Source organism: Ruegeria sp. F11, from assembly GCF_056533855.1.
Map to the genome: position 1 here is coordinate 63,282 of NZ_JBQFOW010000015.1, position 12,468 is coordinate 75,749.

At 60.1% G+C, this 12,468-nt stretch carries 10 protein-coding genes; 3 read left to right on the forward strand and 7 right to left on the reverse strand.

All coding sequences use genetic code 11. The annotated features are described in order from the left end of the window. Nucleotides 1-5 precede the first annotated feature (5 nt). The 4 genes from ACR0NJ_RS18350 to ACR0NJ_RS18365 are packed head-to-tail and all read right to left on the reverse strand — an operon-like array spanning nt 6 to nt 5,364. Nucleotides 6-1,169 carry a M20 aminoacylase family protein gene (locus ACR0NJ_RS18350; RefSeq protein ID WP_480818545.1) on the reverse strand — a complete coding sequence of 388 codons (1,164 nt, stop codon included), beginning with the start codon at nt 1,167-1,169 and terminating at the stop codon, nt 6-8. A 14-nt stretch (nt 1,170-1,183) separates the two neighbouring features. Next, a complete protein-coding gene (locus ACR0NJ_RS18355) occupies nt 1,184-2,350 on the reverse strand; it encodes a M20 aminoacylase family protein (protein ID WP_480818546.1) in 1,167 nt (388 codons plus the stop codon). 21 nt (nt 2,351-2,371) lie between these two features. Further along, a complete protein-coding gene (argE, locus tag ACR0NJ_RS18360; protein WP_480818547.1) occupies nt 2,372-3,538 on the reverse strand; it encodes an acetylornithine deacetylase in 1,167 nt (388 codons plus the stop codon). Between the two features lie 5 nt (nt 3,539-3,543). Then, on the reverse strand, nt 3,544-5,364 hold the full coding sequence (locus ACR0NJ_RS18365) for an ABC transporter ATP-binding protein (RefSeq protein WP_480818548.1): 1,821 nt from the start codon (nt 5,362-5,364) through the stop codon (nt 3,544-3,546). A 285-nt stretch (nt 5,365-5,649) separates the two neighbouring features. Between ACR0NJ_RS18365 and ACR0NJ_RS18370 the strand changes: the two genes are divergently transcribed. From ACR0NJ_RS18370 to ACR0NJ_RS18380, 3 genes are all read left to right on the forward strand, one after another. Beyond that, complete coding sequence (locus tag ACR0NJ_RS18370) at nt 5,650-7,356, forward strand: peptide ABC transporter substrate-binding protein (protein ID WP_480818549.1); 1,707 nt, start codon at nt 5,650-5,652, stop codon at nt 7,354-7,356. Between the two features lie 94 nt (nt 7,357-7,450). Continuing rightward, nucleotides 7,451-8,458, forward strand: a complete 1,008-nt coding sequence (locus tag ACR0NJ_RS18375; RefSeq protein WP_170375080.1) for an ABC transporter permease — start codon at nt 7,451-7,453, stop codon at nt 8,456-8,458. After that, entirely contained in the window at nt 8,451-9,431 is a 981-nt protein-coding gene (locus tag ACR0NJ_RS18380; protein WP_480818550.1) for an ABC transporter permease, read from the forward strand. The genes ACR0NJ_RS18375 and ACR0NJ_RS18380 overlap by 8 nt, the downstream gene beginning before the upstream one ends. Before the next feature lie 6 nt (nt 9,432-9,437). On the opposite strand, the gene ACR0NJ_RS18385 is transcribed toward ACR0NJ_RS18380, so the two are convergent. From ACR0NJ_RS18385 to ACR0NJ_RS18395, 3 genes are all read right to left on the reverse strand, one after another. Then, nucleotides 9,438-10,574 carry an MFS transporter gene (locus ACR0NJ_RS18385; RefSeq protein ID WP_480818551.1) on the reverse strand — a complete coding sequence of 379 codons (1,137 nt, stop codon included), beginning with the start codon at nt 10,572-10,574 and terminating at the stop codon, nt 9,438-9,440. Nucleotides 10,575-10,643: 69 nt separating this feature from the next. Beyond that, nucleotides 10,644-11,921: a DUF3422 family protein gene (locus ACR0NJ_RS18390; RefSeq protein ID WP_480818552.1), complete on the reverse strand. Its 1,278-nt coding sequence runs from the start codon at nt 11,919-11,921 to the stop codon at nt 10,644-10,646. Nucleotides 11,922-12,029: 108 nt separating this feature from the next. Beyond that, entirely contained in the window at nt 12,030-12,386 is a 357-nt protein-coding gene (locus ACR0NJ_RS18395) for a VOC family protein (protein WP_480818553.1), read from the reverse strand. Nucleotides 12,387-12,468 lie beyond the last annotated feature (82 nt).

Consider the following 12,468-nt stretch of genomic DNA (forward strand, 5'->3'; position numbering starts at 1 on the left):
CTATTTCAAGCCGCCGGCATCCGGCGCTCGACCATTTCTGCGAACCACGAGCATCCGATGGGGATGATCTCATCATTGAAATTGTATTCGGGGTGGTGCAGCCCGGCGCTGTCGCCATTGCCCAGAACAATGAAGGCTCCGGGACGTTCCTCCAACATGAACGAAAAATCCTCGCCCCCCATCACCATCGGCGCTTCGCCACAGTTGCCGCCCACGGAAACGGCGGCCTCGGCGGCATACCCCGTCTGTTCCTCGGCATTGATCGTCACCGGAACGCCGCGCGAATAGGTCACTTTGACCGTGCCGCAGAAGGCCTCGGCAATGCCCTGCGCCACCTCGGTCAGACGCGCTTCGATCAGGTCGCGCATGTCGTTCGAATGCGTCCGCACCGTGCCCTTCACCTGCGCCGACTGAGGGATCACGTTGAACGCCTTGGACGAGGTCTCGACAGAGGTCACCGACAGAACCGCCTGCAAAATCGGATCCGCGTTGCGCGACACGATGGTCTGCAGCGCAACGATCAGCTGAGACAGCATGACGGTTGTATCAATAGTCTCCTGCGGCTTGGCCGCGTGGCCTCCGCGCCCCTCCAGGTGAATGTCGAATTCATCTGCGGCTGCCAAAAGCGGGCCAGAGCGGATCGCAAACTGACCGGTCGGCACACCGGGCACATTGTGCATGGCATAGACTTCCTGAATGCCGAAGCGATCCATCAGACCGTCCTTGCACATCGCCTCGGCCCCATTGCCACCTTCTTCGGCTGGTTGGAAGATCACAATGGCCGTGCCGTCAAAGTTCCGCGTCTCGGACAGGTACTTTGCAGCCCCCAACACCATCGCCGTGTGGCCGTCATGGCCGCAAGCGTGCATGGCGCCTTCGGTCTTGGAAGCGTAGTCAAGCCCCGTCTGCTCCTGCATCGGCAGCGCGTCCATATCGGCACGCAACCCAATCACGCGGCCCTGCGTGTCGGTCTTGCCCTTGATCACGCCAACAACACCGGTGCGGCCGATGCCGGTTACAACCTCATCGCAGCCGAACTCTTTCAGTTTTTCGGCCACAAGGGCGCTGGTGCGGTGGGTCTCATACAGGATCTCGGGGTGCTGGTGGATATCCCGCCGCCAACCGGTGATTTCCTCGTGCATTTCGGCGAGTCGGTTCTTGATTGGCATCTGATCCTCCCAAATCAGGCGACAGGCAATCGCCGTTCCACAAGTTCAGCAAACCAGCTGCACCCGGCGGGAATGGCGTCGTCGTCGAAGTTGTATTCGGGATGATGGCACATGGCCGTGTCCCCGTTTCCGATAAAGATGTAGGCTCCGGGCCGTTCTTCAAGCATGTAGGCAAAATCTTCTGACGGCATGATCGGATCGGTGCTGTCATTGACCTTGCCCGCCACGGCCTGCGCGGCCTCGGCGGCATAGGTTGTTTCGTCGTCCGAGTTCACCGTCACCGGATAGCCCGGCGTCCATGTCATCTTGGCCTTGGCATCGAATGCCGAGGCCGTATCCTCGGCGATCCGACGCACACGGTCCTCGGCAATCTTGCGGTATTCGGGGTCAAGCGTCCGAACCGTGCCTTTCAATCGCACCGTATGAGCGATCACATTCGAGGCAACGCTGTCGGTCTCAAATGTCCCCACAGTCAGAACAACCCTTTTGATTGGATCAACAGTCCGCGCCACAACCGACTGCAACGCCACAACAATATGCGACGCCACAAGCGTGGTATCCACCGCCTCATGCGGGGCGGCGGCGTGCCCGCCCTTGCCGGTCACGACGATTTCAAACTCATCGGACGAGGCCAGCAAAGCGCCGGGCCGGATCGCAAATTCTCCGACCGGCAGGCCCGGCATGTTGTGCATTCCATAGACTGCCTGAATGCCCCAGCGGTCCATCAGCCCGTCCTGACACATGGCCAGACCGCCTGCCCCGCCTTCTTCCGCAGGCTGGAAGATCAGCACCACCGTACCGTCGAAATTCCGCGTCTCAGCCAGATACTGCGCAGCGCCCAACAGCATCGAGGTATGCCCGTCATGCCCACAGGCATGCATCTTACCCGAAACGGTCGAGGCATAGTCCAGCCCCGTCGCCTCTTCAATCGGCAGCGCATCCATATCCGCCCGCAGCCCGATCACCCTACCTTGCGTGTCCTCCCGCCCCTTTATTACCGCCACAACGCCGGTCTTGCCGATCCCCGGTGTGATCTCATCGACGCCGAACTCTTTCAAACGGTTGACCACAAACCCAGCGGTTTCTTCGACGTCATACATCAGCTCGGGATGCATATGCAGATGACGACGCCACTTGGTGATCTCGCCATGCATTTCGGCGAGCCGGTTTTTGACGGGCATCCTTGACCTCCGATCAGAGTGTTATTCGCAGAGCCGTTCTACCAGACGTTCCATGAATTTCTGGCCTGCGTTGAATTGAGAAACCGTAATGAATTCATTCGGCTGATGCGCCTGTGCAATATCACCGGGGCCGCAGATCACGGCGGAATAACCCGCTTCCTGAAACTGTCCCGCCTCAGTGCCATAGCTGACCACATGACTGGCATTGTCACCGGTCAGCGAGCGCACCAGCATCTCGGCCTCGCCATCCTGTTCAGGCACAAGACCGGGGATCGAGAAATGTTCGGACAGCTCAATCCGCGCGTCCGGGTGGACCGCCTGCATCCGCGCCTCGACCTCGCGCACCTTATCGAAATAGGCCTTTTGCCAGACCGCCTTATCCTCATCCGGGACGGTACGGAAATCCATCATAAAGCGGCAATCCTTGGCGGTGATGTTATGGGCAGTGCCGCCTTCGATCATGCCCACATGGCATGTGGTCCAGGGCGGATCGAACACTGCCGCGATGTCCGAAGGCTGCGCCGCCATGTTTTCCGCATTGCGCTTGTTGGCCCAGTCGATCAGCGGCGCGGCCTCCATGATCGCGTTGACGCCGGTGTGCATGATCGAGCTATGCACCTCAAACCCAACCATATGCGTGTCATAGCCGAACCCGCCCTTGTGGCCGGTGACGGCCTGCATCACCGAAGGCTCACCCACGATCACGGCAGAGCCCTTGGGCAGCACCCCTTGCATCGCCTCGATCATCGGCGGAGCGCCGGTGCAGCCGACCTCTTCATCGAAACTCAGCGCCAGTTGCAGAGGGCGTTTGATTCCTGCGTGATGCGCCTCGACCAGCGCCCAGATGGCCAGAGCGTCGAACCCTTTCATGTCGCAGGTGCCGCGCCCGAAATACTTGCCGTCTTTCTCGGTGACGACGAAGGGATCAGTGTCCCAGGGCTGGCCATCGACCGGCACCACATCCGTGTGACCGGACAGGACAATAGCGCCCTCGTCCCAAGGCCCGACATGAGCGAACAAAGCGGCCTTGTGGGGTTGATCGGGATCCGGCCAGCGATGCGCCTCGATCCCGTGGCTATCCAGGTAGCTTTCGACCCAATCGACCAGCGGCAAGTTGGTATCGCGGCTGACAGTGGGAAACGAAATCAGCTTGGTCATGATCTCAAGCGGAGACAGGCGTTCAGCCATGAGGCTTAGTACCCGCTGTCGGTGGTCAGAACGAAATGGCCCGGTTCGACCTCGTTGTATTGCGAGGGTTCGGGGGTGTAGCCAATTGGATGAATTGGCGACGGGATCGGCTTGAAATTCAAATCTTTTTCCGACTTGCGCTTGTTCGGATCGGCAATCGGAACCGCCTTCATCAGCGCCTGCGTATACGCGTGCTGAGGGTTCTCGAACACCCGCGCGCGCGGCCCCAATTCGACGATCCGGCCCAGATACATCACACCCACATGATGGCTGACCCGTTCCACCACGGCCATGTCATGACTGATGAACAGATAGCTGAGGCTCAGTTCCGACTGCAGTTCCATCATCAGATTCAGCACCTGCGCCTGCACCGACACATCCAGCGCCGAGACCGCCTCATCCGCTACGATCAGCTTGGGGTTCAGGGCCAGCGCACGGGCAATGGCGATCCGTTGCCGCTGACCGCCCGACATCTCATGCGGGAAGCGACGCATGAAGCTGCGCGGCAGTTGCACTTTGTCGAACAGTTGCGCCACCCGGTCCTGCAATTCCGACCCCGAGGCGACGCCGTAGTTGCGCATCGGTTCCGCCACCTGATCGACCAGTTGCATCTGTGGATTCAGCGAGGCGAACGGGTCCTGAAAGATCATCTGCATGTCCAGTCGCGCCTTACGCAGGCCCGCCGGATCCAGCTTCATGATATCGACGCCGTCCAGATCGACCTCACCCTTCATCGGCTCTACCAGCCGCAGGATGGACCGCCCGGCCGAAGACTTGCCGCAGCCCGACTCACCTACAAGGCTTAGCGTTTGCCCACGGTTCAGCGTAAACGACACGTCTTCAACCGCATGTACGTTCGAGATCGTCCGCCGCAGCAACCCGCCTTTGACGGGAAAGCGCGTGGTCAGGTTCTTGACCGTCAACAACACCTCTTCAGTGCCCGGAATAGGCGCGATGTTCTGACCTTCCGCACCCAACAGCTTCATCGGCTCGGGCGCGGCCTTGCCCTGCATTTCACCCAGTTTCGGCACCGCCGCCAGCAACGCCTTGGTGTAGTCATGCTGCGGGTTCTCGAAGATTTCGTTAACGGTACCCTCTTCGACCTTGTTGCCCCGGAACATCACAACCACCCGGTCGGCCATCTGCGCCACCACGGCCATGTCGTGGGTGATGAACATCACCGCCGTGCCGGTTTCGCGCTTGAGACGGTCCATCAGTGCCAGAATCTCGGCCTGAATGGTTACGTCCAGCGCGGTTGTGGGCTCGTCCGCAATCAGCAGACGCGGCTCGCAAGCCATGGCCATGGCGATCACGACGCGCTGCCGCATCCCGCCGGACAATTCGTGCGGGTACTGCTTTAGCCGCCGCTCAGGCTCGGGGATGCGAACCTGTCGCAGCAGCTCCAACGCGCGTTCCTCGGCTTGTGCCTTGGACATATCCTTGTGGATGCGCAGCCCTTCGGTCAGTTGGCGGCCAACGGTAAACACCGGGTTCAGGGCGGTCATCGGTTCCTGAAAGATCATCCCGATCTCATTGCCGCGAATCTGTTTCATCAGATCCTGATTGGCATCGGCCAAATTCACCTCGTCGCCATCGCGGCGATCAAACAGCAATTGCCCGCCCGCGATCTCGCCCCCGCCGAACTCGACCAGCCGCATCAGCGACAGCGAGGACACCGACTTACCCGACCCGGATTCGCCAACGATACATACGGTTTCGCCGGGGTTCACCTCGAACGAGACATCCTCGACGCCCACAACCGGACCGTCCTTGGTCTGAAACTCGACCCGCAGTTTTTTGATCTGGGCAATAGGCTGATCCAGCACGCGCGCTCTCCCCTTGGCGGCTTTTTGGTTTGAGTGCCAAACGCTAAGGCGGGGGGGCGGGAAAAGTCAAACCCATTGCCGGTTTTCCTGAAGGCAAGGCTTGCAATTTTCTAAAACTCTGTTTCGATACGCCGCGTAACCGTTTTGGGGAGAAGACGGAATACACGTTCGTGTGACTGCCGTTATCGTTGTTTTTCAACACCCTAAAGCCCAAAGCGGCAACGCCAAATCCGCGGGCATCGCGGAGAATACAGAGACACCGATGTGTCCAACATGGAGTGTATGATGAAAATCAAAACCCTTTTGCTTGGTGCGATTGCAAGCACGGCGATGGCCCCGATGGCCTTTGCCGAGCGCGGGTCGGACGGCAATGTCAGCATCATTTACTGGCAGGCCCCGTCGATCCTGAACCCGTTTTTGTCGGGCGGCACCAAGGATGTGGAATCAGCCTCGCTGGTGATTGAACCGCTCGCCCGCTATGACCAGGACGGCAATATGGTTCCGTTCCTCGCGTCCGAGATTCCGACGGTCGAGAATGGCGGCGTCAGCGAAGACCTGACCTCGATCACCTGGAAAATCGCGCCGGGAATCACCTGGTCAGACGGCACGCCGTTCACTTCGGCGGATGTGAAGTTCACTGCCGACTACTGCATGCACCCCGAAGGCGGCTGCGCGCAGGTGACCAAGTTCGAAGGCGTCACCTCGGTCGAGGCCGTGGACGACCTGACCGTCAAGGTTACCTTCGACGCGCCGACCCCGTTCCCCTACGGACCGTTCGTGGGCGGTGAAAGCCCGATCATTCAGGCCGCGCAGTTCGCCGATTGTGTCGGTGCAAAAGCGCCCGAATGCACCACCGAGAACTTCAACCCAATCGGCACCGGGCCTTTTGTGGTCACCGAGTTCAAGCCGAACGATGTGATCACCTTCAAGGCCAACGATAATTATCGTGACCCGGCGAAACCCGCCTTTGCGACCGTGACCTTCAAGGGCGGCGGCGACGCGACAGCAGCTGGCCGAGCGGTCATGGAAACCGGCGAGTTTGACTATGCCTGGAACCTGCAGCTTGCGCCCGAAGTGATCGCGCAGATGCAGGAAGGCGGCAAGGGCACGCCGGTTGCAGGCTTCGGCCCGCTGGTCGAGCGTATCATGCTGAACCAGACCAACCCCTCGCCCGACCTGCCGGAAGGCGAGCGTTCGACGGCCAAGCATCCGCACCCGTTCCTGACGGACCCTGCGGTTTACAAGGCGATGTCGATGGCCATCGACCGTCCGCTGCTGGTGGAAATCGGTTATGGCCAGGCAGGCAAAGTGACCTGCAACTGGGTTCCGGCCCCGGCTGCGTTCAACTCGACCTCGATGACCTGTGACACGCAGGATATCGCAGGCGCGAACGCATTGCTGGACGAAGCTGGCATCGTTGACACCAATGGCGATGGCATCCGCGAAAAAGACGGCGTGCCGCTGAAAGTGGTCTACCAGACCTCGACCAACGCCGTCCGTCAGGACTTTCAGGCGCTGATCAAGGAGTGGTGGAGCCAGATCGGCATCGACTCGGAACTGCGCAACATCAACGCGTCGGTCTTCTTCGGTGGTGATCCGGGCTCGCCCGACACCTTCCAGAAGTTCTATGCCGACGTTGAAATGTACGCCAACACCTTCAACGGCACCGACCCGCAATCCTATCTGGGCAACGGTCTGTGCGACAAAGCTCCGAAACCGGAATCCCAGTGGCAGGGCGAAAACATCAGCCGCTTCTGCAACGAAGAATTCGACAAGCTGCACGGTCAACTGGCCGAAACCGCAGGTCTTGAGCAGCGTGCCGAGATCGCCAAGAAACTGAACGACATCATCGTTCAGAACGGCGGCATGATCCCGCTGGTGCACCGCGGTCGTCTGTCGGCACATGCAAACACCCTGGGTGGCGTTGTCCTGAACGTTTGGGACAGCGAGCTGTGGAACATTGCGGACTGGTACCGCAAGACCGGTTCCTAAGCTTTAGCCTTGCAAATCTGCGCCCCGATCCATATCGGGGCGCAGTCCTTTGCACACCACCCCAACAAGAAGACGCATATAAAGGCGCCTCTTAATGCTCAATTTTACCATCAGACGACTGGTGCTGGCCGTACCCACGCTGCTGTTCATCAGCCTCGTCATCTTCCTGCTCCTCGAACTCGCACCTGGCGATCCGATGGCGCAGGTTCCGCTTACTGTCCCCCCCGAAGTCAAAGAGAAGATGCGCGAGGCGCTTGGCCTCGGCCAGCCGATGCATATCCGGTTCTGGAAATGGATTGTGCAGTTCTTCTGGATCGAACCGCAGGTTCTGATCGACCACATGTTCGGCACCACCTTTTCCGAAGGTGACCTGCGTGTGATTTCGTGGCAGACCCGCTCGCCGGTCATGGACATCGTTGTTCAGCGTATCCCCCAGACCCTGTGGGTTGTCGGCACCGCCTATGTCGTCGCCATCCTGATCGCTCTGCCCATCGGCATCTATTCCGCCTACCGCCAGTATTCGTGGTTCGACCAGATGGGCACATTCGTGTCGATGGTCGGTTTCTCGGTTCCGCCGTTTTTCTCGGGCGTTCTGGTGATCGTGATCTTTTCGGTCCAGTTGGGCTGGTTCCCGTCGATCTATGACACCACCCATGTGGTCAACAGCTGGGACAGCTTTGTTGTGCAGCTGAAGCAGATGATCATGCCGGTCATGGTTCTGGCGCTGCAGATCACCGCACAGCTGAGCCGCTTCATGCGCGCCTCGATGCTGGACAATCTCAATCAGGATTATGTCCGCACCGCCCGCGCCAAGGGCCTCAGCGAATATACCGTCGTCATGGTCCACGTGCTGCGCAACTCGATGATCCCCGTGGTCACGGTGATCGCGCTGGGTATCCCGGCCATCTTTGGCGGCGCGATCATCACCGAGCAGGTATTCAAGGTGAATGGCATCGGCCAGTTGCTGATCGGTGCCATTCAAGCGAACGACCTGCCGATGGTGCAGACGCTGACCTTCATCTTTGCCGTGCTGATCGTGCTGTTCAACCTGATCGCCGACGTGCTCTACGGCATTCTGGACCCAAGGATTCGTTATGACTGATCATGATCGTACCGACACCCTGGTCCCCGACGAAGGGCTGGCCCCTGCCTCGACGGCATTGCCCACAGCAGACGTGATGGAGGAACTGACCACCCCGCCCCGCAGCCAGTGGCGCGATGTGTGGGATCAGTTCAAAACCCACAAAGGCGCGATGATCGGAGCGGTCCTATTCGTCTTCATCGTCGCAGCCGTGTATCTAGGCCCCTACCTCTGGACCATCGACCCGACGCAGATCGACATCCGCTCGCGGAATCAGGGGCCTAGTCTGGCGCACCCGTTTGGCACCGACCAGTTGGGCCGCGATATAATGGCGCGGATGATGTCGGGCGGTCAGACCTCGGTTTCGGTTGGCATAACCGCGATGCTGCTGGCGCTGTTTCTGGGCTCGTTCATCGGCGTTCTGGCAGGGTTCTTCAAACGGCTGGACGGCCCTCTGATGCGCCTGACCGATCTGTTCCTGGCGCTGCCTCTGTTGCCGCTGTTGCTGGTCATGATGCTGCTGTTTCGCGAGCCGCTGTCGGCGGCCTTCGGGTTGGAGCGCGGGATTTTCATCCTGATCGTCTGCGCCATCGGCATCACCTCGTGGATGCCCACGGCGCGGATCGTGCGCGGCGATGTGCTGGCCATCAAGGAGCGTGAGTTTGTTCTGGCCGCCCGGTCCATCGGCACCAGCAACAGCCAGATCATCACACGGCACATCCTTCCAAACGTGCTGTCTCCGATCATGGTGTCAGCCACGCTGGGCATCGCCACGGCGATCATCACGGAAAGCGCGCTGTCCTTCCTGGGCCTTGGCTTCCCGCCTGACTTCCCGACATGGGGCCGGTTGCTGTTCGATGGCGTCGACTACCTGCAGCAATACCCCGAGCGCGTGTTCTGGCCCGGTCTGGCAATCTCGCTGACGGTGCTGAGCGTCAACTATCTGGGCGATGGCCTGCGCGATGCGCTCGACCCGCGTATTCGCGGGCGCTAAACAAAATTAGTCGGCGCGCCTCAGCGCGCCGGCGCATACGATGATCAGAACGGCCAGCGGTAGAAGCACCGCGAATGCCATTCGCAAGGTCAGAAGCTCGGCCAGAAACCCGATCAGCGGCGGGCCGATCAGCAACCCCCCGTACCCAAGCGTGGCAACACTTGCGATGGCCTGCCCCGGCGGCACGTTTGGGTCGTTGGCCGCGCGGCTGAACGCCAGCGGCATGATCACCGCATAGCCCACACCCATCATCCCAAACCCAAGCAAAGCCAGCGGCACCGCGCCCGCAGACACAACACAGAACACGCCCAACGCCGCACAGACCCCTCCGAACCGGGCCGAGACGACGGGGCCGAACCGGGCGATGACGACCCCTCCGGCAAGCCTGCAGACCACCATCGCGACGGAGAATACCGCATAGCCAAGCGCAGCCACGCTTTCGGCGGCATCAATCGCGTCGCGCAGGAATATCGCGCTCCAATCCGCGACGGCCCCTTCCCCCAACGCACCGCACAGCGCGGTGACGCCGACAAGGATCAGCGCGCCCGAGGGTAAGGCAAACAACGACCCAGGCTTTGAATCCGACCGCCGTGATGCCCACGGAACCCACGACAAGGCTAGGGCAAATAGAACCACAAAACCGCCTGCCACCAGAAAATGCTGCAGGACGGTGAACTGGACCTGCACGGCCACAAAACCGCTGACCGCGCCCACCCCTGCCCCAAGGCTCCACATCGCGTGAAACGAGGACATCAGTGGCTTGTCAAACCGCTGTTCAACCTCGGCAGCCCAGGCGTTCATCGCCACATCCATCGAGCCGTGAAACGCCCCGAAGAGGAACAGAAACACCGCCAGGGACGCAAAGCTGTCAGCCAGCGCCAGCAATACCAGCGACAGAGTGTAAAGGACCGCGATCACCCGCGTCACCGCCACCGCGCCAAACCGGTCCGTCAGCCGCCCGGTGATGGGAAACGAAATCACCGCCCCTGCCGCCATGAACAACAGGCCATAGCCCAACGCCTCGTGGCTGAGGTGCAGGTGGTCGCGCACCGCCGGAATGCGAGACGCCCAGATGCCGAACAAGGCACCGTTCAGAATGAACATGGCGGCTACAGCGCGCCACGCGGCAACAACTCCGATCACTGGAAACCCCCGGTTCAACGATCTCTGATCGCGATCCGTTCTACACCCCTTTGCGGGGCTGGCAAGCCGCTACTCTAACCGGCGGCGTATACGGCGGATCGCAAACCAGACGCCCAGCACAACCGGCAGCGTAACCAAAGCGGTCAACATGCCCTTGCTGATGCCTGCCTGCGTCAGCGGATACAGCAGGTAACTGACCAGCGACACAGCGTAATAGCTAATCGCGACCACCGACAAGCCCTCGACCGTGTGCTGCAGCCGTAGCGCCAGATCAGCGCGACGGTCCATGCTTTCCAGCAGCGCCTGATTTTGTGCGCTGCGTTCGACATCGACACGTGTCCGAAGCAGCTCACCCGCGCGGATCGCTCTGTCCGACAGGGTCTGCAGGCGCTTTTCCGTTGATTTCACCGTGCGAATGGCCGGGTCGTACCGGCGCATCATGAAATCGGCAAAGGTCTGTCCGCCCTGAAACCGCTCCTCGCGCAGAACTTCGATCCGTTGGTTCACGATGACCTCATAGGCTCCGGTGGCTCCAAACCGGAATGCGCACCGGGCCGAAAGGGTTTCCAGTTCCGTCGAAGTGGCCAGAAGCTGGGGCAGCAGATCATCGGGATGTTTGTCACCATCCGTCATCTCGACCATCAGATCGCTCAGCTTTTTGTCCAACTCACCAATGCGCGGCATCAGGCTTTTGACCCTGGCGAAGCCGAGCATCGACACCGCCTTATAGATCTCAATTTCGCACAGCCGCTGGATGATCCGCCCGGTTCGCCTGTCGCCGGTTCCGCCCGACACAAACAAGGCGAAACGCATGTGCCCAGCGGGATCGATGCGAAAATCGCTTGCACAAATAGCCGAGTCATCCAGCACACGGGCAACAGCCAGGCTTTCGGGTTCGAACCAGTCGGACAGGCACGCCACAACCTGTTCGTCGTCCGGGCGCGGCACAACACGGATCAGGACCGAGGTCACCCTCTGCCCCGGGCTGCTCTGCAACCAGTCGGTAGGAAAGACCTCGAAATCCGCCGGGTTGAAGGGCCGGTCACTCACGTTCTGAGTAATCGCCGTGTAGGTCACAAACTCAGTATGCTGTTCCCACTTCAGCCAGTGGCGTCCGATCTGGCCTGCGTAATGCGTGGCCGCAGGCTGCGGATGCGGTGCGCCGTGACGATTGAGCAACTCGGTCAGATGAGCGATGTCTACGGCCTTATCCCGGCCAACGGCGTCATCCGGTTTCTTGATCGCCAGAAACGCCACGGTGCAGGGCACCTTCGCAACCGGGAACGGCCGCGCATGCAGTTCATTGGCCAGCGCAAAACGCAGGGGATGATCCTGGATAGGTGTCATAAATCGCTCCGTACAGTCCACAAGGACTATACGTTACTTGTTCAATACATCAATTCTCATTTTATTTCATATACTTACATGAGTGCTACGGTATACAAACCCGCTATCTCATTGATTTGGCTGCCAGAGCTCGATGGGATTGCCCTCGGGATCATGTATGCGGGCGAATTTACCAACCTCACTGTCCCATTCGGCATTGGTTTCCACCGTTATCCCCGCGGCTTCCAGCTGCGCCGTCAAGGCAACCAGATCGTCGACGCGGAAGTTAATCATCCATTGCTGTTCGGCCCGCCCGAAATACCCGGTGTCTTCGGCAAACGGAGCAAACACCGTATACCCTTCCCGCTGTTTCCAGGGCACCGGATCATAATGATGGACGCCCAGATGTTTCTCATACCACGCGCTCAATGCCGCTGGGTCTTTGGCGCGAAAGAACACTCCGCCAATACCGTTCACCTTCTGCATCACAGACCTCCAGTGTGATCTCAATGTACCACACCCCGCCTGCTTCATCTGGCCAAAAAAATCCTGGGGGGTCATGGGGGGC

Coding starts and splice junctions, on each gene's coding strand:
- ACR0NJ_RS18350 (WP_480818545.1), bottom strand. CDS start 1,169: ATGCCAATCAAGAACCGACTCGCCGAAATGCACGAGGAAATCACCGGT.
- ACR0NJ_RS18355 (WP_480818546.1), bottom strand. CDS start 2,350: ATGCCCGTCAAAAACCGGCTCGCCGAAATGCATGGCGAGATCACCAAG.
- argE (WP_480818547.1), bottom strand. CDS start 3,538: ATGGCTGAACGCCTGTCTCCGCTTGAGATCATGACCAAGCTGATTTCG.
- ACR0NJ_RS18370 (WP_480818549.1), top strand. CDS start 5,650: ATGAAAATCAAAACCCTTTTGCTTGGTGCGATTGCAAGCACGGCGATG.
- ACR0NJ_RS18375 (WP_170375080.1), top strand. CDS start 7,451: ATGCTCAATTTTACCATCAGACGACTGGTGCTGGCCGTACCCACGCTG.
- ACR0NJ_RS18380 (WP_480818550.1), top strand. CDS start 8,451: ATGACTGATCATGATCGTACCGACACCCTGGTCCCCGACGAAGGGCTG.
- ACR0NJ_RS18390 (WP_480818552.1), bottom strand. CDS start 11,921: ATGACACCTATCCAGGATCATCCCCTGCGTTTTGCGCTGGCCAATGAA.
- ACR0NJ_RS18395 (WP_480818553.1), bottom strand. CDS start 12,386: ATGCAGAAGGTGAACGGTATTGGCGGAGTGTTCTTTCGCGCCAAAGAC.